This is a genomic window from Actinomycetota bacterium (assembly GCA_030776625.1).
Classification (GTDB): domain Bacteria; phylum Actinomycetota; class CADDZG01; order CADDZG01; family WHSQ01; genus MB1-2.
Genome location: JALYHL010000010.1, coordinates 32,980 through 59,223 on the forward strand (window position 1 = coordinate 32,980; position 26,244 = coordinate 59,223).

26 protein-coding genes, 1 other RNA gene and 1 pseudogene are annotated in these 26,244 nt (G+C 65.6%); 24 read left to right on the forward strand and 4 right to left on the reverse strand.

What is annotated here, in order from left to right:
• Positions 1-1,292, reverse strand: a 1,292-nt coding sequence (locus tag M3N53_13865; GenBank protein MDP9069414.1) for a cystathionine beta-synthase, incomplete at its 3' end; no start/stop codon positions are given.
• Between the two features lie 121 nt (positions 1,293-1,413).
• Here M3N53_13865 and M3N53_13870 point away from each other — a divergent pair.
• The 3 genes from M3N53_13870 to M3N53_13880 are packed head-to-tail and all read left to right on the forward strand — an operon-like array spanning position 1,414 to position 3,914.
• Positions 1,414-2,673, forward strand: coding sequence for a L,D-transpeptidase/peptidoglycan binding protein (locus M3N53_13870; GenBank protein MDP9069415.1), 1,260 nt, complete (start codon positions 1,414-1,416; stop codon positions 2,671-2,673).
• Between the two features lie 3 nt (positions 2,674-2,676).
• Positions 2,677-3,474 (forward strand): tryptophan 2,3-dioxygenase family protein, encoded by a 798-nt coding sequence (locus tag M3N53_13875; GenBank protein MDP9069416.1) that lies wholly within the window; start codon positions 2,677-2,679, stop codon positions 3,472-3,474.
• A gap of 23 nt (positions 3,475-3,497) precedes the next feature.
• Positions 3,498-3,914, forward strand: a complete 417-nt coding sequence (locus tag M3N53_13880) for a hypothetical protein (GenBank protein ID MDP9069417.1) — start codon at positions 3,498-3,500, stop codon at positions 3,912-3,914.
• 340 nt (positions 3,915-4,254) lie between these two features.
• Here the strand turns inward: M3N53_13880 and M3N53_13885 are convergent, their stop codons facing one another.
• Entirely contained in the window at positions 4,255-5,058 is an 804-nt protein-coding gene (locus M3N53_13885; protein ID MDP9069418.1) for an alpha/beta hydrolase, read from the reverse strand.
• A 70-nt stretch (positions 5,059-5,128) separates the two neighbouring features.
• Between M3N53_13885 and M3N53_13890 the strand changes: the two genes are divergently transcribed.
• The 4 genes from M3N53_13890 to M3N53_13905 all read left to right on the forward strand — a co-directional run bounded on the left by M3N53_13890 (position 5,129) and on the right by M3N53_13905 (position 6,509).
• Entirely contained in the window at positions 5,129-5,467 is a 339-nt protein-coding gene (locus M3N53_13890; GenBank protein MDP9069419.1) for a hypothetical protein, read from the forward strand.
• 70 nt (positions 5,468-5,537) lie between these two features.
• Complete coding sequence (locus M3N53_13895; GenBank protein ID MDP9069420.1) at positions 5,538-5,846, forward strand: DUF3499 domain-containing protein; 309 nt, start codon at positions 5,538-5,540, stop codon at positions 5,844-5,846.
• A gap of 31 nt (positions 5,847-5,877) precedes the next feature.
• Complete coding sequence (locus M3N53_13900; protein ID MDP9069421.1) at positions 5,878-6,210, forward strand: hypothetical protein; 333 nt, start codon at positions 5,878-5,880, stop codon at positions 6,208-6,210.
• 116 nt (positions 6,211-6,326) lie between these two features.
• Entirely contained in the window at positions 6,327-6,509 is a 183-nt protein-coding gene (locus M3N53_13905; protein MDP9069422.1) for a hypothetical protein, read from the forward strand.
• A 301-nt stretch (positions 6,510-6,810) separates the two neighbouring features.
• Here the strand turns inward: M3N53_13905 and M3N53_13910 are convergent, their stop codons facing one another.
• Positions 6,811-7,491: a hypothetical protein gene (locus M3N53_13910; protein ID MDP9069423.1), complete on the reverse strand. Its 681-nt coding sequence runs from the start codon at positions 7,489-7,491 to the stop codon at positions 6,811-6,813.
• Between the two features lie 29 nt (positions 7,492-7,520).
• Positions 7,521-7,799, reverse strand: coding sequence for a WhiB family transcriptional regulator (locus M3N53_13915; protein ID MDP9069424.1), 279 nt, complete (start codon positions 7,797-7,799; stop codon positions 7,521-7,523).
• Between the two features lie 138 nt (positions 7,800-7,937).
• Between M3N53_13915 and M3N53_13920 the strand changes: the two genes are divergently transcribed.
• From M3N53_13920 to ssrA, 17 genes and pseudogenes are all read left to right on the forward strand, one after another.
• Positions 7,938-9,275 (forward strand): phosphomannomutase/phosphoglucomutase, encoded by a 1,338-nt coding sequence (locus M3N53_13920; protein ID MDP9069425.1) that lies wholly within the window; start codon positions 7,938-7,940, stop codon positions 9,273-9,275.
• On the forward strand, positions 9,275-9,445 hold the full coding sequence (locus tag M3N53_13925) for a Trm112 family protein (protein MDP9069426.1): 171 nt from the start codon (positions 9,275-9,277) through the stop codon (positions 9,443-9,445). The genes M3N53_13920 and M3N53_13925 overlap by 1 nt, the downstream gene beginning before the upstream one ends.
• Positions 9,442-10,524: a bifunctional phosphoglucose/phosphomannose isomerase gene (locus tag M3N53_13930; GenBank protein MDP9069427.1), complete on the forward strand. Its 1,083-nt coding sequence runs from the start codon at positions 9,442-9,444 to the stop codon at positions 10,522-10,524. The genes M3N53_13925 and M3N53_13930 overlap by 4 nt, the downstream gene beginning before the upstream one ends.
• Positions 10,525-10,534: 10 nt before the next feature.
• Entirely contained in the window at positions 10,535-11,797 is a 1,263-nt protein-coding gene (gene ahcY, locus M3N53_13935) for an adenosylhomocysteinase (GenBank protein MDP9069428.1), read from the forward strand.
• Positions 11,798-11,849: 52 nt separating this feature from the next.
• Complete coding sequence (locus M3N53_13940) at positions 11,850-12,461, forward strand: hypothetical protein (protein ID MDP9069429.1); 612 nt, start codon at positions 11,850-11,852, stop codon at positions 12,459-12,461.
• A gap of 141 nt (positions 12,462-12,602) precedes the next feature.
• On the forward strand, positions 12,603-13,292 hold the full coding sequence (locus M3N53_13945; GenBank protein ID MDP9069430.1) for a response regulator transcription factor: 690 nt from the start codon (positions 12,603-12,605) through the stop codon (positions 13,290-13,292).
• 125 nt (positions 13,293-13,417) lie between these two features.
• Positions 13,418-16,174 (forward strand): preprotein translocase subunit SecA, encoded by a 2,757-nt coding sequence (gene secA / locus M3N53_13950; GenBank protein MDP9069431.1) that lies wholly within the window; start codon positions 13,418-13,420, stop codon positions 16,172-16,174.
• A 164-nt stretch (positions 16,175-16,338) separates the two neighbouring features.
• The gene (locus tag M3N53_13955) at positions 16,339-17,349 is read left to right on the forward strand and encodes a hypothetical protein (GenBank protein MDP9069432.1); all 1,011 of its coding nucleotides are present in this window, start codon (positions 16,339-16,341) and stop codon (positions 17,347-17,349) included.
• A gap of 112 nt (positions 17,350-17,461) precedes the next feature.
• Positions 17,462-18,445 carry a YncE family protein gene (locus tag M3N53_13960; GenBank protein ID MDP9069433.1) on the forward strand — a complete coding sequence of 328 codons (984 nt, stop codon included), beginning with the start codon at positions 17,462-17,464 and terminating at the stop codon, positions 18,443-18,445.
• 85 nt (positions 18,446-18,530) lie between these two features.
• Positions 18,531-19,622: pseudogene (gene prfB, locus M3N53_13965) on the forward strand (peptide chain release factor 2).
• Between the two features lie 8 nt (positions 19,623-19,630).
• Entirely contained in the window at positions 19,631-20,704 is a 1,074-nt protein-coding gene (locus M3N53_13970; GenBank protein MDP9069434.1) for a ribonucleotide-diphosphate reductase subunit beta, read from the forward strand.
• 23 nt (positions 20,705-20,727) lie between these two features.
• A complete protein-coding gene (gene ftsE / locus M3N53_13975; GenBank protein ID MDP9069435.1) occupies positions 20,728-21,414 on the forward strand; it encodes a cell division ATP-binding protein FtsE in 687 nt (228 codons plus the stop codon).
• Positions 21,415-21,574: 160 nt separating this feature from the next.
• Positions 21,575-22,456, forward strand: coding sequence for a permease-like cell division protein FtsX (ftsX, locus tag M3N53_13980; protein ID MDP9069436.1), 882 nt, complete (start codon positions 21,575-21,577; stop codon positions 22,454-22,456).
• A gap of 85 nt (positions 22,457-22,541) precedes the next feature.
• Complete coding sequence (locus M3N53_13985; protein ID MDP9069437.1) at positions 22,542-23,777, forward strand: peptidoglycan DD-metalloendopeptidase family protein; 1,236 nt, start codon at positions 22,542-22,544, stop codon at positions 23,775-23,777.
• Between the two features lie 33 nt (positions 23,778-23,810).
• Positions 23,811-25,004 (forward strand): S41 family peptidase, encoded by a 1,194-nt coding sequence (locus tag M3N53_13990; GenBank protein ID MDP9069438.1) that lies wholly within the window; start codon positions 23,811-23,813, stop codon positions 25,002-25,004.
• Between the two features lie 3 nt (positions 25,005-25,007).
• Positions 25,008-25,472, forward strand: coding sequence for an SsrA-binding protein SmpB (gene smpB / locus M3N53_13995; GenBank protein ID MDP9069439.1), 465 nt, complete (start codon positions 25,008-25,010; stop codon positions 25,470-25,472).
• 306 nt (positions 25,473-25,778) lie between these two features.
• Positions 25,779-26,140: a transfer-messenger RNA gene (gene ssrA, locus M3N53_14000) on the forward strand.
• Positions 26,141-26,244 lie beyond the last annotated feature (104 nt).

Below are 26,244 nucleotides of genomic sequence, written 5' to 3' on the forward strand. Positions count from 1 at the left end.
CCTCTGGACAGGTCCGCGAACATGTCCTCTACGCCCGCGGAAGCCTGGACCGTCGGCAGTGGCGAGTCCATCACGTCGGCCACCTCGCGGTCGATCGCGTCGCGGTCCCGGAACACCCGGTCCAACAGAGACCGTTCCTGGATCGAGCCGATGATCTCGGCCGTGTCCGAGGGGCTGGTCGACTTCGCAACCGGGACCTGCGAGATGCCGAACTCCTGCAGGATGTCGATAGCGCGTCCCACCTTCTCCGTCGCCGGTACGGCGACCATGTCCGGGATCGCGGGCTCCAGCCGTTGTTTCTCCGCCAGGACCTCACCGAGCCGGGCCATCGTTCCGGGCCGGTCGAGGAACCCGTGCTCGAGCATCCACGAGTCGTTGTAGAGCTTCGACAGGTAGTTCTTGCCGGAGTCCGGCAGGACGACCACCACCAGGTCGTCCGGCCCTAGCTCGCGACCGACCTCCAGCGCAGCCCACAGCGCGGTGCCGCAGGAGCCGCCCGCCAGCAGGCCTTCTTCCTTCGTCAGTCGCCGCGCCGTGAGGAAGCTGTCACGGTCCGACACCGTCACCCAGCGATCGATCACGTCGCGGTCGAGAGTGTCTGGCCAGGAGTCCTTGCCGATCCCCTCGACGAGGTAAGGCGCCATCTCTTGGCTGGTGAAGATCGATCCTTCGGGATCGGCACCGACGACGACGATGTCGGGATTCCGTTCCTTCAGATACCGCCCGGCCCCGGTCACGGTGCCTCCGGTTCCGACGCTGACGACGAAGTGCGTGATCTTGCCCTCGGTCTGCTCCCACAGCTCCGGCCCCGTCGTCTCGTAGTGACTCTCGGGGTTGCGCTGGTTGTGGTACTGGTTCGGCTGGAAGGCCCCGGGGATCTCGCGGGTCAAGCGGTCGGCGACGCTGTAATAGGAGTCGGGCGACTCTGGAGCCACCGCCGTCGGCGTGATCACGACCTCGGCTCCGTAGGCGCGCAGCAACGCGACCTTCTCCTGGCTCATCTTGTCGGGCATCGTGAAGATGCAGCGATACCCCTTCAGCGTCGCCGCAATGGCGAGACCGACGCCGGTGTTGCCCGAGGTCGGCTCGACGATCGTGCCGCCGGGCCGCAGCGACCCGTCGCGCTCTGCTTGCTCGATCATGCGCAGTCCGATGCGGTCTTTCACGCTTCCACCCGGGTTCAGCATCTCGAGCTTGCCGAGAAGGGTGCAGGGCAGCTCGCTACCGATGTTGCTCATCCGGAGAAGAGGGGTGCGCCCGATCGCGTCCAGCAACGAGTCGTAGATCGTCATCGGCTCATCGTATGGCTCCCATCCATGAGCGGGAATGGCTTCGCGGTCGAGACGTTGGCAACCGATACGAGCCGACCGGTGTCTATGGAATAACGCCGCCGCGTCTTAGCATGGGGTCTTCATGAGCTATTCGGAGGACGAACCAACGCGCAGGTCTCGCCGGCTGCCGCGACCGGGGCGCCGCTTCGCGATCGCCGTAGCAGTTCTGTTCGCGCTCCTGCTGCTGGGCGGGGCCGGGATCTCGTACGCCACCATGAAGTACAGCGAGGACTACGAGGGCCGGATCCTGCCGGGCGGGACGATCGCCGGAATGCCGCTCGGAGGCATGACCCAGGAGGAGGCCCTGGAGGCGGTCCAGACCGCGATCGGACCGCAGCTGAACAGGTTGATCGACATCTCCTGGCGGAACAAGACCTGGACGGTCACGCCGCAGGAGCTGGGGGCGAAGAGCAACGCCCGCCGCGTCGTCCGAGCCGCCTTCGCCGCCAGCGCCGACATCACCTTCTTCGAGAAGGTCCAGATGCGGTTCCTGGACGAGGAGCTCGACTTCGACCGGAAGGTCGCGATCAGCTATCCAGCGCAAGGCGCCCGCGGTTTCCTCGAGGGGATCGCAGAGACGGTCGACAAGGAGCCGGTCGATGCCTCGATCGATTACTCCTCGGGGTGGGTCGAGATCACGCGCTCGAAGATTGGGCACGAGGTTCAGGTCGAGCGCGCTCACCGAGCGTTGATGCAGGCGCTCCGAACCGACACCGACGAGGTCGCTCTTCCGGTGGAAGAGGTCGAGCCCAAAGTCACCGAGGACGCGTTCGATCAGATCCTTCTGGTCCGGATCGGCGAGAACAAGCTGTACCTGTACGAGGACGGCGCGATCCAGCGCGAGTGGACGGTCGCGACAGGCCAGCCCGAGTACATGACTCCGACGGGCCTGTACGAGGTGACGGAGCTGCGCTACGAGCCCACCTGGGTGAACCCGGCTCCCGACACCTGGGGAGCCAACATGCCGGAGTCGATCCCGCCGGGGCCGAACAACCCACTCGGCGTGCGCGCCATCAACTGGTCGGCGCCCGCGATCCGGTTCCACGGGACGTCCGCCGAGTACTCGCTCGGCTACAACGCGTCGCACGGCTGCGTCCGGATGTCGAACTCGGACGTCATCGAGCTCTACGACCTGGTCGAGGTCGGCACGCCGATCGTCTCCGTCATCGCGGGCGAGCTGAAGCCGATGTACGCGAAGGCGCCGGACCCGACGCCGAAGCCCACGAACGAGGGTGACAAGTCGCCGACGACGTCTGCGGAGGACGCCACCGCCGACGAAGGTTCCGACGGCGGTGGCAATAACTCGGGCAGCAATTCCGGCAGCGGCGGCAAGGACGGATAGCCGATCCTTCAGCGCAAACCTCCCCGTTTCGGCGAGGAGGACCGGCGGCTCTCGTATGGGAGCTACCTGAAGGTCCCCGAGCTCCTGAACCTCCAACATCTCGAGTCGGACCCACCTGCACACGACGAGCTCCTGTTCATCACGATCCACCAGGTCTTCGAGCTCTGGTTCAAAGAGATGCTGTTCGAGCTGGAGTCGGTCCGGGACCTGATGCTCGAGGGGCGCGGCGCGAGGGCACGTCACTACCTCGAGCGCCTTCACGCGATCGAGCACGTCCTCATCTCGCAGATCCCGGTACTCGAGACGATGTCGCCTCAAGACTTCCTCGAGTTCCGCTCCCATCTCGCGCCTGCGAGCGGCTTCCAGTCGGTGCAGTTCCGCGAGATCGAGTTCATCTCGGGGCTCAAGGACCCCCGCTACCTCGAGCGCCTGACGACGAGCGGCCACGAACAAGCTCGGTTGACGCGCAGGCTCGAGGAGCCGACGGTGTGGGACGCGTTCTGTGCGTTGCTGGACCAGCGGGGATTGCCGATGCCGCCGGATGACGAAGAGACGCGTCGAGACAGTCTGGTTCGGCTCGCCCGCCAGCGCGACAGCTTCATCGAGGAGTTCCGCGTGTCGGAGGCGTTGCTCACCCATGACGAGTTCTTCGCCCTGTGGCGGTACCGCCACGTGTTGATGGTCGAGCGCCAGATCGGCTCCAAGACCGGCACCGGCGGCTCGACCGGAGCGACCTACCTGCGAACGACGCTCGACAAGCGTTTCTACCCGGAGCTGTGGGACCTCCGGAGCTACCTGTAGACCGCCCGGCTCGTTATCCCGCCGTGGGTCTTGCGGCACTGGTCGGAGGACTGGCGGGCGCCGCACTGGCCTCGGCGGCCGGCCGCTGGTACGCGAGCACGCTCGTCGATTCCACCGACGCAGCGTTCGCGACACTTATCGCGATCTACCTCTTGATGTGGGCCGGCGCCACCGGCGTCCCGTGGCTCGTCCTCCGCCGGCTGAAGGATCCGCTGAACGCGCGCACCACCTTCATGGTCGCGGCCGGATTCCTCGCCTGGAGTGTCGTCAGCGTCCCCGGCGTCTTCTGGGTCGTCGACTCGCTGCCGGCATCACGCGCAGCCACCCTGATCGCCGTGGCGCTGCTCGTCGCGATGCTGTGCGTCCCGCCCGCACTCGCGGCGCGCTGGATCATCCTGACCAACGAGAAGATGGGAGAGCGCGAAGAAACTTCGCCCTAACGGGTTGCAGCGCGATCTCGCGCTGCGGTAAGCTGTTCCGGTACCTCGCAGAGATAAGTAGGCCTCGGCCGAAAGTCACTGCGGGGTACATCTCATTTCACCCCCCCTTCCCGGGCCCGCGCCGCCAACGAACTACAAAACCATCTTAGGTACGGAACGTTACCTAACCGCCCCTCCGCTCGCTGCACGAGGCCGCGGCCGGCTCGTTGGAGAGGTCTGCGCCCCGGCGGGGTGATCTCTGGGGAAGAGGAGCGGGTCGGGTTCCGGAGGGCGCCTCGGTTTTGCGCCCGGAGGGTCCCGGCCCGGCCCTCGACCCGGGTCTGAGCGACGGGAGCGCGACCTACGAGGGGAGGGAGCGCAGGAAGGTGGCGATGCGGGCGTTGACCGCATCCATCTCCTCAACCATGCAGCCGTGGCCGGTATCGAACATCGTGAGTTCGGCCCCCGGGATCGCGGCCGCGATCTCCTCGGACGCGAAGCCGGGCACCATGACATCCATATGACCGCCGAACACCAGCGTCCGGCAGCTAACGTCTCCGAGCTGCTCGAGCGTGTCGTGTTTCGCGATCGCGTCGAGCTGCGCGTTCAGCACCTCTGGGGCCGCAGGGTCCGGTGCGTTGTCCGCGAACATGGCCGCGACCATCCGGTCCAGCGTTTCGCCTGCGACCTCGAAGAACTGCGGTGTGAACATCCGCACGAGCGTGCTCTGCACGAACGCGTCCATCCCACCGGCGCCGATGATGAGCCGTCCGAGAGCCGCTTGACGCGCCATGAAGTCCAGAGGTCGCGCCCACGTGATGCCGAGGATCAGCGCGGATACGCGCTCGGGGTGCGCCAGGACTAGCCGTTGCGCGATCGCGCCGCCCATCGAGACGCCGAACAAGACGGTCTTCTCGAGACCAAGATGGTCCAGTAGCGCGATCGTGTCTTCAGCCATCTCGTCGATGGACTGGGGAGGTTCACCGGTGGAGCGGCCGACGCCTCGGTTGTCGAAGGTGATGAAGCTGTGGGTGCCGACCACACCGGCGATCTGAGACGACCAGAATCGCTGGTCGAGGCCGAAGCCCATGATCCCGAGGACGGGCGGTCCCTCTCCGTGGGTCTTGTAGTAGAGCTGCGAAGCCCCGAGGTCGGCGATCGGCATGAAGGAGATGGTAGTTGCAGCCGATAAGAGATGTGCACGGAGCTGTGGAAGGGGGGTACGCTTGTCGGCGATGAAGAAGTTTCTGACTGCCTCGTTGCTCGGGCTCGTCCTGGTCGTAACGACGGCGGCCCCCGCCCTCGCGATCCGCGATCCCTTCGATCCGGTGATCTCGCAGGCACAGCTCACGGGCGCGGGCGCCGGGACCGGCGCTGCGGGCACCGGTGGTGCGGGTACGGCGGGCACGGGCACGGGAGAGACCGGGGCGACGCTGATCGGTCAGAACGGGTCCGAAGCTCTTGCCAACACGGGCGCGGACACCGAGCCGTGGCTCGTCGCGGCGTTCGCGTTGATCGCCTTCGGAGCAGCGGCGATCGTGCTCGCGAAGGCGAACAGCAGCCCGATCGCTTAGCTCGGCTCCCTCGCCCCCCGGCCTGCGAATCCGCGGGTTAGCCCCGTTCCTGTCTTAGCCTGCCCGAGCCATGAACCTGTGCACGAAGCCCAGCTGCGCGCGCCCCGGAGCGGTTGTCCTCGCGTATGACTACGCGGCGCGCCGAGCCCTCCTCGAGGACCCTGACCACGGCGAGCTGTCCCCTCACGTCTACGTCCTGTGCACCCACTGCGCCGAGAGACTGCGGCCTCCACGTGGGTGGGAGCTCGAGGACCTGCGCGCGAACCCTCCCCTGTTCGCCGATCCGCCTGAGGTAGTCGTTGCGGGCACGCCCGCCGGGTTCGATGAGGGCGACTCGGAACCTCTGCGCCGCCAGTTGTTCTTCGGCTACAGCGCCTAAACTTAGGTACGCGCTACCTAAGAGAGGCGCCGTGCCCATCGACCGCAACCTATTCTCCGAGCTCCGCAAGCTGGACCGCCACGACCTGAGGAGGGTCCTGATCTTCGTCCGCGGCCTGCTGCATGCGTTGGGCGATGACTTCGGCGGAGAAGCGCCGGAGGCCGTAGTGGGCGGCGAAGCCGGTGTGACCTACCGCCTGGAGACCGTCAGATGCGGCAAGGACGGCTGCAGGTCGTGTCCGCACGGGCCCTACTGGTATGCGTACTTCCGTGAAGGCAAGCGGCTGAGGTCTCGCTATATCGGCCGCGATCTCGCGGCCGACGTCAAAGCGGCGTTGAAAGATCCCGCCACTTCGCGGGACTAGTACCGGCAGAAGTGGGAAAACCCTCCACGGGGGCTATGTCGGGGATGTGGCTCTGAGAAGGACAATGGGAAGGTTGGGGGCCGCGGCGCCTCCCGCCGGTATCCAAGGGAGAGCTGATGCAGAAGTGTCCGCAGTGCGGGGGCGAGGACTGCACCCACATCGTCATCAACCTCAAAGAGGAAGACAGGGTTCAGTTCTACGCCTGTCGTCGCTGTGAGGCGAAGTGGTGGGAGCATGAGGGCGACACGATCGCCCTCGACGAGGTCCTGAACCTCGCTGCGCAATCCGAATCCCGCTAGACCGAGTCCCGGGCTCGTCGCCCGATAACTTCTGTGATCGACAGGCTGCCTCGGCGCGGTCGGATCCCGCTGAGCGAGCACAGAGAGTGCGGGCGCTCGGGGCCTGGAGAACCGTCCGGCAACAGGTGCCAGTTGAGGGGGTCGTGCCGGTGCGACTCTGGGGACGAGACGAATCTCGCCGGCAGAGCGCCAGCCGGATCTTGGCTCCCGAGCGCCCGCAAACCCTAAGGATCCGCGGACCTCATAACCCTCGGTTCTCATTATGGGCGTCTCGGGCGGTTCGCGCCATCCCTATATCGGGCTAGTCACCGTTTCGGCCAGAGATGAAGCCCGTGGCCGTCTCCGCGAGCGGGCCCGCTGGGGGATCGATCAGCACGCGGCCCCCGCGCCGACGGAACCGGATCTCGAAGCCCTCCGAGAAACCGGCTTTGGTGATGGCGCGGATGGACGGTTGGTTGCCGACCTCGACGGCAACCCACGCTTGGGAGAGCCCGCGGAGGCCGAGCTCGTGGCAGATGGAGAGCAGGGCGAACGGGTAGACGCCGCGCCCGCGAGCCTCCGATCGGGTGAAGGACTCGTAGATGTAGGCATCGCCTTGGGGCGGGGCCAGGAAAGCCTTGATCTCACTCGTCCAGGCGCGGCTGGTCGTGAGCCAGCTGGCATGCAAGATGGTGTCGTCGCTCCGGACCAGGCAACAGTCGGTCGTGGGGCTGAGACGGCGGCGGAACGTGGCCGCGGAGTCCGTCCCGATATCCCGGGCGTATGCCTCCGCGTCGGCGGGCGTGGCGAGCGTGAACCTGAGGTCGTCGCCGGGTGGTTCCCCTCCCACGGCGCGGGTCATCAGCTTCAGGGCGCCGTCGGACCGCACCGCCTCTTGCAGCTGTCGCCACCGCTCGCCAGCGACCTCACGCAGGCCGCGGCTCGAGGCCCGTGCTGCAGTCTTTGACAGGCTCTCCCGGAGGGTGGGGCGGGTCTCGGACACCCCCGGAAGCTAGCCGAGGCTGTTCTGATCTAGTTGGCGCGGCCGCGCAGCCGCGCTTTGCGCTCGAGCTCTGTGAGGCCGCCCCAGATGCCATACGGCTCTCGCATCTCCAGCGCATACTCCAGGCAGTCGGCTCGTACAACGCACTCGGCGCAGATCGCCTTCGCCTCCTCCTCGCGCGAGCGGCGCTCCGTGGCGGACTCGTTGTCGTCGACGCCGAAGAACAGGATCGCCGGGTACGGGAGACATGCAGCGCTCTCGCGCCACTCCAGCTCGTCGAGCGCAGAGGGACTGATGTTCATTGCCATGCAGTGAATGGTTCCAGGCAATGTGAGCTTCGTCAACGCCCGCAGGCGATCAAGGTCCGGCGCGCGCCCCGTCCAAGGCGGTTTGGTGGGGAAACCGGCCCCCGGCCGGCCCGTGGAGGCGGCCCGTAGGATGCCGCGGTGCCCGCAGATCTGGATCTCATCTTCAAGGCCTACGACATCCGCGGTCTCTACCCCCAGCAGCTCGATGAGGAGGCGGCAGCCTCCATCGGCCACGCCTTCGCCCGCTGGAGCGGCTCCGATCGGATCGTCGTCGGTCGCGACATGAGGACGTCGTCGCCGCAGCTGGTTCGGTCTTTCGCGGCCGGAGCCGGGGCCGCGGGCGCAACCGTCGTCGACCTCGGCGAGGTCTCTACCGACGCTCTGTACTACGCGTCGGGGGTGATGGCGCTGCCGGGGGCGATGTTCACTGCCTCTCATAACCCGCCCGAGTACAACGGCCTCAAGCTCTGCCGGGTCGAGGCGGCGCCGATAGGAGGCGATTCGGGGCTGGTCGAGATCAAGGAGCTGGCGAGAGAGCGGGTCGAACCCGGGGCGCCGCGGGTCGAGCCGCACGACATCCTGCCCCGCTACGCCGAGCACTGCAGGTCGCTCGTCGACGTCTCCAGCCTGAAGCCCCTGAAGGTGGCGATCGATGCAGGCAACGGGATGGCCGGGAAGACGGTTCCGATCGTGTTCGAGCCACTCCCGTTCGAGATCGTGCCCCTGTACTTCGAGCTCGACGGGACCTTCCCGAACCACCTGGCCAACCCGATCGAGCCGGAGAACCTCGTCGATCTCCAGCGAGCCGTAACCGAGGGCGGTTGCGACGTCGGCATCGCCTTCGACGGCGACGCGGATCGGATGTTCCTGGTGGACGATCAAGGCCGCTTGATCCAGGGGTCCACGACCACAGCGATGGTGGCCGAACGGCTCCTCGAGAAGTTCCCCGGGGAGGCGATCATCTACAACCTGATCTGCTCTTGGACCGTCCCCGAGGTCATCGGCGAGAACGGAGGCAAGCCGATCCGGACTCGTGTCGGCCACTCCTTCATCAAAGAGATCATGGCCGAGACCGGGGCGATCTTCGGTGGCGAGCATTCCGGGCACTACTACTTCCGCGACAACTTCCGGGCCGACTCCGGGATGATCGCGGCGCTCCTCGTGCTGGAGGCGATGTCCGGATCGGGACGGCCGCTGTCGCAGATGGTCGAGCCCTACCATCGGTATGCGGCATCCGGCGAGATCAACTCGGTCGTTGCCGATCAGACCGCGTCGCTGGAGGCTCTGGCGGCGGCGTATCCGGACGGAAGGCAGGATCGCACCGACGGCCTGACGGTGGAGTTCGAGGACTGGTGGTTCAACTGCCGCGCTTCGAACACCGAGCCGCTTTTGCGGCTGAACCTCGAGGCGAAGACGCAGGAGTTGATGTTGGAGAAGCGAGACGAAGTGTTGGCGGTTATCAGAGGCGAGGTGTGATGACGCTAGATCAGAAGCTGCTGGAGATCCTGGCGTGCCCGAACTGTCGCGGGGACGTCGAGTATCTCGAAGAGCAACAGGTGATCGAGTGCCGCGGCGAGTGTCGCTACCGCTACCCGGTGCGGGATGACATCCCGGTCATGCTGATCGACGAGGCGGAGAAACCGTGACCTCTCACGTGGATCTGGACGACCTCGACGCCCTGGCGCGTATCGATTCAGAGGATGTTCTCGGCGCCGTCGAGCGTTTCGCGGAGCAGTGCCGGGAGGGCTGGGATATCGGCCGCGCGGCAAGCGATCTGCCGGACGCGGACGGGGTGGACTCCGTCGTGGTCTTAGGGATGGGTGGATCCGGTGTGTCCGGAGACGTCATCCAGGCCGTGATCGAGCCGCGCCTCGCCGTCCCGCTGCGCGTTATCAAGAGCTACGGTCCTCTGCCGGAGTGGGTCGGACGCAACACCCTTGTCTTCGCGGTGTCGTACTCGGGGAGCACGGAGGAGACCGTCGCGGCGCTGGAAGAGGCGCGGACGCGGGGCGTGCGCGCCGTCACCGTTTCGTCCGGCGGCCCGCTTGCGGAGATCGCCCAGCGCGATGGCCTTGCCCATATCCAGATCCCGGCGGGCCTGCAGCCACGCGCTTCTCTGGGTTATCTCACCCTTCCCATCCTGGCCGCGTTGATCAAGGTCGGGCTGGTGCCCGAGATGCAAGACGACGTAGACGAGGCGGTGGGTGTCCTCAGCGACCTTCAGGAGCGGTGCCACCGCAAGAGGAGCCGGATCGAGAATCCCGCGAAGGACCTGGCGGCGCGCATCGTCGGACGGATCCCCGTCGTCTACGGCGGCTACGGCCTCGCCGCGACCGCCGCGTACAGGTTCAAGTGCGATCTCAACGAGTACGGCAAGACGCCGGCCTTCTGGAACGTGCTTCCCGAGCTGAACCACAACGAGGTCGTCGGGTGGAACCAGCTGGCAGACGTCACTCGCCGCAACGTCGTGCTGATCCTGTTGCGTAGCAGCGGCGCCGAGCACGACCGCATCTCACTGCGCTTCGAGATCACGCGGACCTTGATCGAGGATCAGTTCGCCGACGTGATCGAGCTTCCCGCAGAGGGCCGGTCGCCGCTCGCCCAGCTGCTGTCGTTGGTTCTGATCACCCAGCTGGCGTCCATCTACGTCGGGCTCGCGTACGGCATCGACCCGGGCCCCGTCGAGGTCATCCAAAAGCTCAAAGCAGAGCTGTCGAACAGATAGGAGTGGTGCGGTGACGGTTGAACACGACATCTCCGATATCGGTCTTGCCGCAGAGGGCCGGCTGAAGATCGAGTGGGCGGACCGGCAGATGCCGGTTCTGGCTCGCATCCGCGAACGCTTCGAGAAGGAACGCCCCTTGGACGGCGTGAAGATCGCGGCCTGCCTGCACGTGACGACCGAGACGGCGAACCTGATGCGGACGTTGTCCGCCGGGGGCGCCGACGTCGCGCTGTGCGCATCCAATCCTCTCTCGACGCAGGACACGACCGCCGCGGGGCTGGTGGAGGCATACGGCATCCCGACCTTCGCTATCCGGGGCGTCGGGGAGACGCAGTACTACGGCCACATCAAGTCGGTGCTCGACCGGCGGCCGATGATCACGATGGACGACGGCAACGATCTCGTCACCATGCTCCACACGCAGCGGCCCGATCAGGTGCACGAGGTGATCGGCGGGACGGAAGAGACGACGACCGGCATCATCCGTTTGCGCGCGATGGAGACCGAGGGGGTTCTCGCCTATCCGATCGTCGGCGTCAACGAGGCATTGACGAAGCACCTCTTCGACAACCGTTATGGAACCGGCCAGTCCGCGATCGACGGGATCATCCGTGCGACGAACATCCTCCTCGCGGGCCGCACGGTGGTCGTCTGCGGCTACGGGATGTGCGGACGTGGCGTCGCTTCGCGTGCGAAGGGCATGGGCGCCGACGTGATCGTGACCGAGGTGGAGCCGACACGTGCACTCGAGGCCGCCATGGACGGCTTCCGCGTCATGACCGGTCGTGACGCCGCGAGCCAGGGTGACGTGTTCATCACCGTCACCGGCAACAAGCACGTCCTCGACTCCGAGCACTTCGAGCTGATGAAGGACGGGGCGATCATGTGCAACGCCGGCCACTTCGACATCGAGATCAACCTGAAGGCGCTGCGCTCTATGGCGTCCGGCAGCCGGAGGGTCCGCCAAGAGGTCGAGGAGTTCGCGCTGGGCGGCGAGCGCCGTATCTATGTCCTCGCGGAGGGGCGGTTGGTGAACCTCGCCGCGGCAGAGGGACATCCCGCTGCGGTGATGGACATGTCCTTCGCCAATCAGGCGCTGTGCGCAGAGTGGATCGTGCAGAACGCGGCTTCGCTCGAGAAGAAGGTGTACGTCGTCCCGACCGAGATCGACCGCGAGGTCGCCCGATTGAAGTTGGAGACGATGGGCGTGCGGATCGACGAGTTGACGCAGGGTCAGCGCTCGTACCTCGAGGGGTGGCAAGAAGGGACCTAGACGTTCCAGCGCGGTGACTTCTCGTCATAGGTGCTGACTAGCGTGCGTGCCTATGGCGGTGTCTTCTGGGATGGTCATGTTCGGCCCCGCCCGTTGCGTCGCGTGTCGCGCCCGAGCGGGCTGGTTATGTTCCCGCTGCGCGCGTGAAGCGGCTCCACCGGCGACTCCCGTAGTCATTCCGGGCATAGCCCGCGCTCTGTCACCGTGGACGTACGAGGGGGGCCCACGTGCGCTGGTGCTGGCCTTGAAGCTGCGTCACATGCGCTCGGCTGCAGTGCCCCTCGTCGCCGGGATCGTCGGGACATGCCGCTCCGCCTGGTTCGGTGCCGATGCCGTTACCTGGGTGCCGGCGAGAGCGAGGGACCAGGCGCGGAGGGGCTTCGATCACGCCGAGGTGCTGGGACGCGGCGTTGCACACGGGCTGGGCCTGCCGCCGGCTCCGGTGCTTCGGCGGACCGGGATGCAGCCGGATCAAGCGGGGCTATCCCGCGCCCAGCGCCTGTCGAATCTGGATGGAGCCTTCGGAGCGGTGCGGCCGGTGACCGGCCACCTCTTGTTGATCGACGACCTCGTAACGACGGGAGCGACCGCGGCGGCGTGCGCGGCCTGCTTGGTGTCTGCCGGTGCGACGCAGGTCACGCTCGCCACGGCGTGCGTGGCGTGAGTGGAGGCAACAAGCGCCGCCACAGGGGAACTACAGGTAGCTTGAACTATCTAGGCACTATTGCTTAGGGCATCTGGGGTGGGTTGGGACTAGACTCCGAAGTGCCAGGACATTCGGTTCGCTGCTACAAGAGGGGGCTCGGTGGCAAACGCTCCGGTGGGATCGAGCGACGACGCGATCCGCGTGCTGATCGTCGATGACCACGAGTTGTTCCGGAAGGGCCTCCAGATGGTGCTCGAGGCCGAGACGGATATCGAGGTCGTTGGCGAGGCGAGCGACGGGAACGAGGCGATCCAGCAAGCCGAGGACACCAGCCCCGACGTCGTGCTGATGGACGTTCGGATGCCGAAGCGGTCGGGCATCGAAGCGACCCGGGCGATCAAGGACACCCTTCCTTCGACCAAGATCTTGATGCTGACGATCTCCGATGAGGAGGGGGACCTCTACGAGGCGATCAAGGCGGGCGCCGCGGGTTACCTCCTGAAGGAGATCTCGATCGAGGAGGTGGCGGACGCGGTCCGCGCCGTCCAGCAGGGGCAGTCGCTGATCTCGCCGTCGATGGCGTCGAAGCTCCTGAACGAGTTCGCGGCGATGGTCAAGCGTCGCGACGAGCGTGCGCAGGTGCCCGGCCCCCGGCTCACCGAACGCGAGCTGGAGGTCTTGAAGCTCGTCGCCAAGGGGCTCAACAACCGGGACATCGGCCAGGAGCTGTTCATCTCGGAGAACACCGTCAAGAACCATGTGCGCAACATCCTGGAGAAGCTCCACCTGCACTCGCGCATGGAGGCCGTCGTGTACGCGGTCCGCGAGAAGCTGCTCGACATCAAATAGTCACGGTCGCCTGAGGCCGACCATTCGTGCTACGCCCCCCTTGGCTCCGCGCAAGGCGGTCCTAGTAGTCGGCGGGTCCTCACCCGCCGGGTACCCAACCTTCGACGACCCCTGATAATGGGTCCATGAGCTTTATCAGGAAGGTCCTCAACGCGGGTGAGGGCAAGAAGATCCGCGCTCTCGAGGCCATCGTTCCGCTGGTGAACGCGCTGGAAGACGACTTCAAGCCTCTCTCGGACGACGACCTCAAGGCGAAGACGGCGGAGTTCCGCCAGCGCCTCGAGAAGGGTGAGGACCTCGACGACCTCCTCCCCGAGGCGTTCGCGGCGACCCGCGAAGCTGCTTCTCGCGCGATCGGGCAGCGCCACTTCGACGTCCAGATCATGGGCGGCGCCGCGCTCCACAAGGGCTGGATCGCCGAGATGCGCACCGGCGAGGGAAAGACGCTGACCGCTACGAGCGCGGTGTACCTGAACGCGCTGTGGGGCGAGGGGGTTCATCTGGTCACCGTCAACGACTACCTTGCCAAGAGAGACTCGGAGTGGATGGGCCAGGTGTACCGGTTCCTCGGGATGACCACCGGCCTGATCCAGTCGAACATGTCACCGGCCGATCGCAAGCCTGCGTATGCAGCCGACGTCACCTACGGGACCAACAACGAGTTCGGCTTCGACTACCTGCGTGACAACATGGTCACCGAGCTGGACCGGCTCGTGCAGCGTGGTCACTACATGGCGGTCGTCGACGAGGTGGACTCGATCCTGATCGACGAGGCCCGGACGCCGTTGATCATCTCAGGGTCGGTCAAAGAGTCCCCGAAGTGGTACCAGCAGTTCGCACGCATCGCTCCGCGCTTGCACCGGGACGACCACTACGAGGTCGATGAGAAGAAGCGCACGGTCGCGATCAGCGAAGCCGGCGTAGCCGCGGTCGAGCAGATCCTTGGGATCGAGAACCTCTACGACCACGTGAACGTGGACATGGTCCACCACCTTCAGGCCGCTATCCGCGCGAAGGAGCTCTACAAGCGAGACGTCGAGTACATCGTCCAGCACGGCGAGGTGTTGATCGTCGACGAGCACACCGGCCGGACGCTTCCGGGACGGCGCTATTCCGAAGGTCTGCACCAGGCGATCGAGGCGAAGGAAGGCGTCCGGATCAAGGAAGAGAACCAGACCCTGGCGACGATCACTCTGCAGAACTACTTTCGGATGTACGACAAGTTGGCCGGGATGACCGGGACGGCTCAGACGGAGGCCGCCGAGTTCGGCCACATCTACAAGCTCGAGGTCGCGGAGATCCCGACGAACCGTCCGATGATCCGAAGCGACGAGGAAGACCTCATCTACAAGACCGCCGATGCGAAGTGGAACGCGGTAGCCGACGACCTGAAGGAGCGTCACGAGAAGGGTCAGCCCGTTCTCATCGGAACCGTGTCGATCGAGAAGTCCGAGCACCTCTCCCGGATCCTGTCGAAGCGGGGCATCCCGCACACCGTGCTCAACGCGAAGCACCACAGCAAAGAGGCTTCGATCGTCGCTCAAGCGGGGCGGTTGGGCGCGGTGACGGTTGCGACGAACATGGCTGGACGGGGTGTCGACATCATCCTTGGCGGCAATCCCGAGGGGATGGCGCAGGCAGAGATGACCGCCGGCGGCTGGGACAACGAGTCTTACGTCCTCGGCCTGTACTCGGACGAGGACCGTCGCCAGTACGAGGAAGAGTTCCAGCCGCTGTACGAAAAGTTCAAAGCTGAGACGGCAGTCGAACACGAAGAGGTTGTCGCCCGGGGCGGGCTCTACGTGCTGGGGACCGAGCGACACGAGTCACGCCGGATCGACAACCAGCTCCGTGGGCGGTCGGGACGTCAGGGAGATCCGGGTGAGAGCCGCTTCTATCTTTCGCTCGAGGACGACATGATGCGTCTCTTCGCCTCCGACCGCATCGCCGGGATGATGGACAAGCTGAAGATCCCGGACGACGTTCCCATCGAAGCCAAGATCGTCTCGAAGGCGATCCTGCGCGCTCAGACGCAGGTCGAGGGGATGAACTTCGAGATCCGCAAGAACGTGCTCAAGTACGACGAGGTGATGGACAAGCAGCGCCACATCATCTACGAGGAGCGGCGCAAGATCCTCGAGGGCGAGGACTTCCACGACCAGGCCCTCGAGCTCATCACGGACGTCATCAGCAGCGCGGTCGCAGAGAACGCGAACGCAGACCTCGTGCCGGAGGAATGGGACTGGGAGCAGCTGTTCGCTCGCGTGCGCGAGATCTTCCCCACGAACCTCACGACCGACCAGTTCGATCTGGAGAACACCACCTACGACGACGTCCTCGAAGCGTTCCTCACCGATGGGCTGAAGGTCTACGAACAGCGCGAGCAAGAGCTGGGCGCGGACGCGTTGCGGCAGATCGAGCGGCTCGTCCTCTTGAACGTGATCGACAACCGGTGGCGGGAGCATCTCTACGAGATGGACTACCTGCAAGAGGGGATCGGCCTGCGCGCCGTCGGTCAGCGTGATCCGCTGGTCGAGTACCAGCGCGAGGGCTTCGACATGTTCGTGCAGATGCAAGAGACGATTAAGGAGGACTTCGCGCGTTACATCTTCCACGTGGAGGCGGTCAGGGAAGAAGAGCAGCGTCCCGCACCCACGAAGATGCGCGAGGAGCGCCGCCAGATCCCGATGGCGACGATGACGCCGAGCACCGGTCCCGGCGACGTCGATGGTCGCGCGCATCCTCCCGCGGAGGGCCAGGAGGTCGCGGCCATCGAACAGGCCCGCTCGGACAAGGTCCCCCGCAACGCGCCCTGCCCCTGTGGCAGCGGGAAGAAGTACAAGCAGTGCCATGGGCGCCCCGGCGCCGCCGCCCTCTCCTAGGGGTCGCCGCTCACTCGTTGTAGTCATCCACCCACCCGATGGGGGCTTCTACAGGCTTATCACCACGCTCCGCATTTGTTTGGTCACGACGTGTTTCAAAGCGGGCACTAGGTGGAATATGGTCATTTGTAACTAGTCATCGGGCGAAGCAGGAGGAAATGGACATGGCAAGGCGGACGGGGATTCTGGTTGTTTTCGCGGCACTTCTAGCGCTCGTGCTCGCCCTCGGCGCGCCCGCAGCGTTGGCGCACCACAGCGCCGACCACACCCAGGGTGGCGGCTCGGAGAACGCCGGCAACAGCGGTGGCAGCGAGACGGGCGGCGGCAACAGTGGCAACAGTGGCAACAGCGGCTCTACGGGGAGTCAGTCCGATCACGACGGCGACGCGGATTCGGACGAGAACACCACCTACACCGAGGACAACGACAACGACGGCAAGAAGAACAACGAAGACACCACGCCTTCGAGCCACCCGTCGGGCAAGGACCGTACCGTGGAGAGCGGCGGCTCGGGCAACCAGGGGAACTCCGAGTCCGACCCGGACGACGACGGTCGCGGCCCCGAGCGGTGTGAGCCGGTCTCGGCGCGGAACTCTGGCGACGGCACCTGTGGTGCGGACAAGCCGAACGGAACCGGCGGCACCGACATCTACGACCAGGACGGGAACAACGGTTGCGGCAACGACCAGGACTTCGATGACGACAACGAGGGCCTCTGTGGCGGCCCCGACCGCACCAAGCCGAACACGATCACCAAGACCTGCCCCGACGGCTCGCAGATGCCGGCGAACGGCAAGTGCGGCGAGGTCAAGGGTGGCCTCATCACCACGCCGGGTCGGCCCTGTGACGCAGACGCAACGATGCCGGGGATCCAGCCCTGCGACACGCCGCCCGTGGTGGCGCCGGGACTTGAGGAGAACCCCGCGGGGCCGGGACTTGAGGAGAACCCCGCGGGCCCCGTGGAGGGTGTTCTCGGGATCCGCTTGGATGCCGCCCAGCCGGCAGCGGTAGCCCCCGCAGCCGTCGCTGCTGCTCCGGCGGTTGGCGCAGCGGCCGCCGCTCAGGGTGGTGTGCTTCCGTTCACCGGTGCGTCCGACCTGATCCCGATGGTCGCGATCGGTCTGCTGTTCATCGCAGTGGGAGCGCTCAGCCTCAAGGCTCGCCCCCAGGCATAAGCGACAACCGTTCATCAGCGAGGGGTCCGGCACTTGCCGGGCCCCTCTTTGTTTTTCCTGGTCGCTAACCTCGGGCGATGAGCAAACTCCTGTGCCGCCCTGACGACGGCCGGTGAAAGGGCTCTTCGCTCGCCGCGTCCACTTCCTCGGGTTCGGAATCCCGGTCGTTGCGCTGATCGCCGTCGCTGTCGCAGGCGTCCTCGTCGTGGTCGTCGCGGCACCACGCAGTGAGGACACGAGGCCGGGGCTCGATGTCGAGACGATCCCGGTCGGGGATGCGCCTCAGGCGATCGGGTATGGCGCGCTCGGGGTGTGGGTGGCGCACGGCGCAGACGAGACGCTGCAACGCGTCGATGCCGAGCGTGGCGAACCCGTGGAGCTGGACGCGCTGCCGGGTGGAGTCGCGGTGACGGAAGACGCCGTCTGGGTGGGATTCATCCAGGGATCCAAAGTCGCGCGCGTCGATCCGTCGTCGGAGAGTCGCGGCTCGGTCTCGAAGGTCTCGGTCGGGCGCACCCCTCAGGCCGTGGCGAGCGACGGGCGCTCGCTGTGGGTGGCGGCTTTTGACGAGGGGACGATCTGGAAGATAGACCTCGTAAGCGGGGAGGTAGAGGGTGAGCCGCTTCGCCTACCGGATGCGTTCCCGTCCGCGATAGCCGTTGGGTTCGGAAGCATCTGGGTCACCGACGTCGTGGACGACGTCTTGATCCGGATCGACCCGGAGTCCCTTTCCGTCAGCGAGACGATCCCCGTCGGAGACAGTCCGACGGGGATCGCAGCCGGTGAGGGCGGGGTCTGGGTTGCAAACTTCAACGACTCGACCGTCTCCCACATAGATCCGGCCACCAACAGCGAGGTCGGCGCGCCGATCGTGGTGGGGGGCCAGCCGAGCGCTATCGCGGCCGGCGACGGGTACGTCTGGGTCGCGCGCCCCGATGACGACTCGATCATCAGGATCGACCCGGAGGAGAGCGAGTGGACGGGGGAGGTGTTCGCGGTGGGCGATCAGCCGCAGGCGATCGCGGTCGGAGCGGGAAGCGTCTGGGTCGCTAACCAGGCCGAAGACACCGTGACGCGCCTAACGCCGCAGAGATGACCGCTTCACGGCGCGGCTACTCTCGGAATCATGGAAGACATCAGCGGCCGGCTCGCCACGGTCGAGGCCTCGTTCTCGCACGTCAAGGAGTACCTTTGACGTCGATCGGAAGCGCGCTCGCCTAGATCAGCTCAAGGAACGATCCGCCGTCCCCGGGTTCTGGGACGACCCTCCCGCAGCGCAGAAGGTGATGGCGGAGCTGTCACGCCTGTCGGAAGACATCACCGCGCACGATCGGATGGCTGCGCGGATCTCCGACGTGAAGGTTCTGTGGGAGCTCGCCGAGGGCGAAGGCGACGAGGCCACCGCGTCGGAGGCAACCGCCGAGCTAGAGGCGATCGAACGGGACCTCTCCACCCTTGAGGTCAGCGCGCTGCTCGCGGGCGAGTTCGACGACAACCCGGCGATCCTCGAGGTCCATGCGGGCGAGGGAGGGACGGACTCGCAGGACTGGGCCGAGATGCTTCTGCGTATGTACCAGCGTTGGGCGGAACGAGACGGCTTCAAGGCGGAGCTGGTCGAGGTCACGCCGGGGGAGGAAGCCGGGATCAAGGGCGCGACCCTCACCGTCAGCGGGCGGCACGCGTACGGGCTCCTTGCTGCCGAGCGAGGTGTCCACCGGCTCGTGCGGATCTCGCCGTTCGATTCCGCGAAGCGACGCCATACCTCGTTCGCGTCGGTAGATGTGACTCCCGAGGTCGAAGACGATGTCGAGGTCGAGGTGGACCCGGAGGATCTCCGGATCGATACCTACCGGTCCTCCGGCGCCGGGGGCCAGCACGTGAACGTGACCGATTCGGCTGTTCGGATCACCCATCTCCCGAGCGGGATCGTCGTCTCCTGTCAGAACGAGAGATCGCAGATGCAGAACCGTAACGTCGCGATGCGGATCCTCAAGTCGCGCCTACTGGCGCGAGCGATCGAGGAGCGTGAGGCGGAGCTCGAAGCGCTACGGGGCGAGAAACGCGATATCGGCTTCGGCTCGCAGATCCGGTCGTACGTGCTGCACCCGTATCAGATGGTCAAGGACCACCGCACCGGGATGGAGAAGGGAAACGTGAACGCGGTCCTCGACGGTGACATCCGCGCGTTCATCGAAGCGGAGCTTCGTCGCAAAGCGACCAAAGGGGGCGCTTCGGACGCGGCACCGGCGGAGGCCTCATCCGAAGTGCCATGATGCTCCAGATGACCGAACAGATGCCGGACGTAGTTGCGCGCGTGGAGGCTGCAACGCTGCCGGAGATGCGTCACGTCGACATCGACGACGTCTACGCGCAGATGGATTGGCTGCTGCGGTCGCGCGCCACGCCGATGGATCTCTACAACCGGTGGGAGAAGCAGAACTGGAAAACGCAGGACCTTGACTTCTCCGATGACATCGTGCAGTGGCAGGCGATGCGCGATGGCTTCGATGGTTTCCGCATCGAGCTGCAGCGATCGTTCACCTTGTTCTTCGTCGGAGAGCAAGCGGTCACGGACACACTGTCGCCCCTGGTCCACGCGGCCCCCGACGAACCATCCCGCATCTTCCTGTCGACGCAGCTCGTGGACGAAGCGCGCCACTCGGTCTTCTTCTCGCGCTTCTTCGCCGAGGTCATCGGCATCCCCGGCGGGCTGTCGGAGGTGTTGGCCCAACTGCGGGATCGAGTGGTCGGAGGCTTCCGCGCGATCTTCGACCGTGACCTGGTCCAGGCGACCGAGGCTGTACGTCTGAACCCGCACGACTACGGGGCCTGGGTGGAGGGGATCACGCTCTACCACCTGATCATCGAGGGCATGCTGGCGCTCACGGGTCAGAAGTTCCTCCTCGGGATCCTCAGAGAGATGGGGATCATGCCGGGGTTCTATGCCGGTTTCACCGCCGTGGCGCGCGACGAGTCGCGCCACGTGAACTTCGGCGTGCGGGCGTTGATGGAGGCCGGCATTCGTGAGCCCGCACTGCTCGAGAGGGTGGAGACCACCGTTCTCCGGGTGCTCGAGTCCGCCTGCAGGATCGTCGCCGCCCCTGACCGGCGCTTCGCGATCGGCCCGGAGGAGGTGCCGCCGAACCTACGGGTGGATCCATACGCGGTGCGCAACTTCTCTCTGACCTCGTTGACCAAGCGCCTCCGGGTCGTAGGCCTGTCCGAGGGGGCGTGCGAGGCAGTGATCGCCAGGGGCCACGCGTACTACGACGAGGCGTGGAGGGAGTACGAGGACCTGCATGGCGAGGAGCATCCGCGGCGGTATTTCGATCGTTTGGCGACCGCCGGCGGCTGAGCTTTCGCTACCCTATAGACCACATGATCAGAACAGTCGACATCGTCAAGGATTACAAGACGGGCAACCGCGCGCTCGACAGGGTCTCGATCGAGATCGAGAAGGGCGAGTTCGTCTTCGTCGTTGGTCCCTCGGGATCCGGCAAGTCCACGTTCATCAAGCTGCTGACGAAGGAAGAGGACCCGACGTCGGGCGACATCTTCGTGGCCGGCAAGAACCTGGTGACGTTGCCGCGCTGGCGCGTCCCCTACCTCCGACGCAACGTTGGATGTGTCTTCCAGAACTTCAAGCTGCTACCGAACAAGACCGTGTTCGAGAACGTGGCGTTCGGGCTAGAGGTCATCAACCGGCCGCGCTCGGTCGTGAACAAGCAGGTCCCCCAGATCCTCGAGCTCGTTGGACTGGGTGAGAAGCTGGATCGCTTCCCCGACGAGCTGTCGGGAGGGGAGCAGCAGCGCGTGTCGATCGCGCGGGCGTTCGTCAACCGTCCATTGATCCTGCTTGCGGACGAGCCGACGGGGAACCTTGACCCGGCGACGTCGGTCGGCATCATGCGCCTGCTGGATCGCATCAACAGGACCGGGACGACAGTCGTGATGGCGACGCACGACCACGCGATCGTGGATTCGATGCGGCGCCGGGTTATCGAGCTGGAGGGTGGACACGTGGTCAGAGACCAGAGTCGCGGCATCTACGGCGTAGGCACCTAATGGCTCGCCCAGCCACACCTCGTCCGTTCTGGCGGCGCAGCGCTGGCGCCTCGCTGCGTTCTCGCTGCGTCACGTACCTTCCAGGTACGCTCCTCCGCTGCGGCCTTGCGATGCTTGCGCTGCACTCGCCAGCAACGAACTCGAGTGACTGGACGAACCATTGAGACTTGGCTACTTCGTCGGCGAAACGGTGCAGAACCTGCGCCGGAACTTCCTTATGACGGTCGCGGCGATCTCGACGGTCGCGATCTCGTTGCTGCTGTTGGGCGGGACGCAGATCCTCGGGTTGATCGTCAACAACGTCACCCTCAACTGGGAGGCGAAGGTAGAGATCTCGACCTACCTCAGAGACGACGCCACCCAGGGTGAGATCGGAACGCTCGAGGAGGACATCGCACAGATGCCTGAGGTCCAGGACGTCATCTACGTCTCCAAGGACCAGGCCTTCCAAGAGTTCAGAGAGATGTACGAGACGCAGCCGGAGTTCTACGAGAACCTTCCGGAGGACGCGCTTCCGGCGTCGTTGCGTATCAAGCTGAAAGACGCCGATGACACCGAGGCCGTAGCGGACGCGATCGAAGGCGCGCCCGGGGTCAAGGACGTGCGCTTCGGTGGCGAGATCATCAAACGATTGTTGAAGGTCAACTCGTTGCTTCGCACGATCACTCTGGTGATGTCCATCATCTTGATGATCGCGGCCGCCGCGCTGATCGCTAACACGATCAGGCTCGCTATCTACGCGCGCCGCGACGAGATCGGGATCATGAAGCTGGTGGGGGCAACCAACTGGTTCATCCGCATCCCGTTCATGTTGGAGGGGGTATTCGCCGCCCTGATGGGTGCTATCGCCGCCGGGGGCGTGATCCTTCTAGCCAACTCCTTGCTGTTCTCCCGCATCGGCGAGACGCTCACCTTCCTCGGCCCCGTCTTCAGCTTCACGTCGGCAGAGATCGTGACGGTGATGTTGGTTCTGGGCGGCACCGGCTGCGTGGTGGGGCTGGTTGGCTCGATGATGGCACTGCGCCGTTTCCTCGAGGTCTAAAGACACCTCTTCTAAGGGCCGACCACATGTGTGGGAGGTCGAAAAATCCGCGCGAATCGGACTTTGGCTACATAGGATGACCCGAATGCGATCCCTTCGTGGACTTCGCGGGCGGGAGACCACGGTCCTGGTGCTGTTGGTCTGTTTCCTCGCGCTCTCTATCCCCGCGCTTGCTCAGACGCTGGAGAAGGATCTCGAGCGCAAGCAGGATCGCCGTCAGGTCGCGGCGCGCAAGGCACAGCGTTTCGACGCGAGGGCAGACCAGCTCGAGCAGACGGTCGCGGCGCTGGATATCGAGGCTGGGCGCATCCAGACGGAGGTGAACCGGCTCAACACGAGCATGGACGAGCTGAACGGGCGGATCGCGGTCGTGCAGAGGGACCTCACCGCCGCGCAGCAACGACTGAACTTCCTGAGTGAAGAGCTGCAGGCGATCCTGACGCGACTCGAGAAGCGCACGGATCTCTTCACCAACCGCGCCGTAGCGGCATACATGGCGGGACCGACCAGTCATCTCGAAGGGCTCCTCTCCTCGACGACGTTCAACGAGGTCGTCGATCGCACCTCGTACTACGAGTCCGCGCTCGATGCCGATTCCGAGCTCGTGGAGGGGATCGAGGTCCTGCGGGACGAGACCGAGGTCAAGCGCGCCGAAGTCGAGGAGGAACAGGCTCAGATCGCGACCAAGAAGCTGGAGCTGGAGGGCGACAAGACGGAGCTGGCCCAGATCCTTCAAGAGCGCCGGTCGGTCCTGGACGCGCAGCGTGCGGTGCTGGCTCAGAAGGAGAGCCTCCTCGCTCAAGCGGAGACCCAGGAGAGGAAGTACCTGCAGGTCGTCGAGCAGCTCGACGCCGATGCGGCGCGGATCGAGTCGCTCCTCGCGGCGCGTGAAGCCGCTGCGGCGGCATCGTCGGCTCCCGCTCCGGTCGTTTCGGGGGGGCAGCTGCTATGGCCTACCGCGGGTCCCCTTACCTCTCCCTACGGCTACCGGACCCACCCGATCTTCGGCGACCAGCGGCTCCACACCGGCATCGATATCGGTGCTCCTTACGGCGCAACCGTCGTCGCGGCGGAGGGGGGTGTGGTCGCCTACGTCGGCGCCATGAGCGGCTACGGGAACGTCATCGTGATCGACCACGGCGGCGGGCTCGCCACCACCTACAACCACCTCTCGGCTTTCTCGGTGTCCAGCGGCCAGTCGGTCGGGCGCGGCACTCCGATCGCCAACGTGGGCTGCACCGGCTACTGCACGGGGCCCCACCTGCATTTCGAGGTCCGCGTCGGCGGCTCGCCCGTCGATCCGATGCCGTATCTGCAGTAGCCGCCTCACCGCAGCCTCTACCCTTTAGGTCCTATGGAACGGTGGCAGAAGATCTCGATCGCGGTGCTGAGCCTGCTCGTGGTCGCCGCGGGCGCGTTCAGCGTCGGTTACACCCAAGCCCGCCGCGCCTTCGACCCGGCGAGTGCCCCGACGATCGAGGCAGACGAGAAGGGGGCGGCGCTCCGGATCATCCGTGACGCGTACGAAGAGATCCGGAACGAAGCGGTTCGGCAACCTGGCGAGGACGAGCTGGCTCGAGGCGCGGTCAGGGGCATGATCAAGGTGCTGAAGGAAGAGCAAGACGACCCCTACGCGCTCTTCTACACGCCGAAGGACTACCGCTCGTTCCAGGAGCTAACGACCGGCAGGTTCTCCGGGATCGGCGTATGGCTGAAGACGGTCGGGCGCAGCTTGAAGATCGTGTCGGTCCTGCCGGCGAGCCCGGCTCTCGCATCGGGACTAGAGGCAGATGATGTGATCCAGACGATCGATGGGCGACCGGTCGAGAAGATGACGACAGATCAGGCGGTGGCCCGGATCAAGGGACCTGAGGGAACGTCGGTGAGCCTCGGGATCCGCCGCGGCGGCCGCGACCTGAGCTTCGACATCACCCGCCGCGAGATCGACCTCCCCAGCGTGCGCGCGTCGCTGCGACGCGATGACATCGGCTACATCCAGCTGGTCACGTTCGCCGAGGGAGCGGCGGAAACGGTGCGTGCCGAGGTCCAACGGCTGTCCGCGCAGGGGGCCGAGGGGATCGTGCTCGACATGCGCGACAACGGCGGGGGTCTGTTCGACGAGGGCGTGGACGTCGCGTCGGTCTTCATCGAAGACGGCGAGGTCGTGTCCTATCAGAGTCGCGCCGAGCCCGACACGGTGTACGAGGCTCGCGGCGACGCGTTCGAGGACATCCCGCTCGTGGTCTTGGTGAACGAGGGGACCGCGAGCGCGTCCGAGATTGTGACCGGCGCACTCCAGGACCAGGGCCGGGCGATCGTCGTCGGGACGACGACGTACGGGAAGGGGTCGGTGCAGCGGCTCATCCCGCTGATCGACGGTTCCGCGGTCAAGATCACCACCGCCGCCTATCTCACGCCGCGGGGCGGCAGCATCGACGGTGAGGGGATCGCTCCCGACGTGGAGGTCGATGGAGACGCCGAGGTCCAGAAGCGACGAGCTTTCGAGATCCTGCGCGGGATGTTGCTCTCGAACAACCCCGGCGGCTGAGAGATGGCCGAGGGCGGTGGGACCAAGCTCATCACCCAGAACCGCAGGGCGCGGCACGACTATCTGATCGAGGACACGTTCGAGGCGGGGCTCGCCCTGGTGGGCACGGAGGTGAAGTCCTGCCGCGACGGCAAGGCGAACCTGACGGACGCTTACGCGGCGGTGCAGGACGGCGAGATCTGGCTGATGCAGTGCCACATCAACCCGTACTCCCACGGCAACCGCGCGAACCATGATCCGCTTCGGCCTCGCAAGCTGTTGCTCCATCGCGGTGAGATCGAGCGACTGAAGTCCGCCGTGGCGCAGAACGGCCGCACCCTGGTTCCGCTGCGGCTGTACTTCAAGCACGGGCTGGCGAAAGCCGAGATCGCGATCGCCCGAGGCAAGAAGACCTACGACAAGAGGCAGACGATCGCGAAGAGGGATGCCGAGCGGAACATGCAACGGGAGATGGGCCGGCGCCGCTGAGGCGTTGACTCCGGCACGAACGTTCAGGCGCTCCGGCGCGTCGAGGCTTGCTCAGTTGCGTGATTTACGTATCGCCTTAGCCCATGAGACGCGGTACACAGGAGCGATGCCGGAAACCGTCCTCCACCCCCTCGTCGCCGTCGTGGCCGGATCGGGTCTAGGGATCGCGGGCGTCGATCTGATCCGGCTCCTCCAGCGGCTGCTAAGCCGCAAGCCTTCCTAGCCACTTACCCCGCTCCGGCGCCGCGGGAAGCTTGTGAGCGAGGGACTCGTTATCCTGAGATGGAACCTTGAAAAGAAGGTCATGGGGCTGAACTGGTATCGACCCTGATTCGACCGAGGTAGGAGAAGCGAGCCGAGGACTCCCGGTGTGACCTCGTTAATCCTCTGGGAACTTAATTAACTGCCGCTGCTTAATCGCACGGTCGCCATCACCTAAATGATGGCCGTCGGCCCGAGATGAGCCTGCGATCTCGGGATCCGGCGTCGCCTAGCAGGCTTACCGCCCGGCGTTCGCTCGAGGCAAAGGGCGGGACACTTACTCGAGCTAGGAGGCAGCCGCTGCCGTTCGTGGGCCGGCTGACTCCGAAACCTGACCACGAACTACGCTCGTAGAAGCCCTATCGCGGGGTCGGGGGACCCGGGTTCGATTCCCGGCAGCTCCACTTGATTTCCCGGTGCGCGAACCACCGCCGGGATCGGACTCTCGACGGGGCGCGCGCACTTCCGCCCGCAGCGTCTACGTGCCACAGTTGCGTGATGGGAAGTACGG